General features: G+C 49.7%; 1 protein-coding gene. It reads right to left on the minus strand.

The window, feature by feature from the left end; genetic code table 11:
• Positions 1–714: chromosomal replication initiator protein DnaA (gene dnaA / locus R7Q11_RS26255; protein WP_225467009.1), on the minus strand; the 714-nt coding region annotated here is incomplete at both ends.

The following is a 714-nucleotide window of genomic DNA, read 5'->3' on the forward strand; positions in this document are numbered from 1 at the left end:
TAAGTTCGAGTAATCTTCCTTAATATCGTGGCTCTCTTCACGCAGCTGCTCAATCTTGCGACATGCATGCAAAACGGTCGTATGGTCTCGGCCACCAAACGCATCACCGATTTCTGGCAAGCTGTGGTTAGTTAGCTCTTTAGCCAGTGCCATCGCCAATTGACGAGGACGTGCAACGGAGCGAGAACGACGTTTAGACAGCAGATCCGCCACTTTGATTTTGTAGTACTCAGCAACCGTCTTTTGAATGTTGTCAATGGTCACCAACTTCTCTTGCAGCGCCAGCAGATCGCGCAGCGCTTCGCGAACGAAGTCGATGGTGATTGGGCGGCCAGTAAAGTTCGCGTTGGCAATTACTCGGTTCAACGCGCCTTCCAACTCACGAACGTTGGAACGCAGACGTTTTGCAATAAAGAACGCAACTTCGTCAGCCAAATGAATTTGATGGTCTTCAGCTTTCTTCATCAAAATCGCCACACGCGTCTCTAGCTCAGGCGGCTCGATCGCAACCGTTAGACCCCAACCAAAGCGCGATTTCAGACGATCCTCTACCCCGCTGATCTCTTTTGGATAACGGTCAGAAGTTAGGATGATCTGTTGGTTACCTTCCAACAATGCGTTGAAGGTATGGAAGAATTCTTCTTGTGAGCGCTCTTTGTTGGCAAAGAATTGGATGTCATCGATAAGGAGCGCATCCACGCTGCGGTAGTAGCG

This window comes from Vibrio sp. 970, from assembly GCF_033339075.1.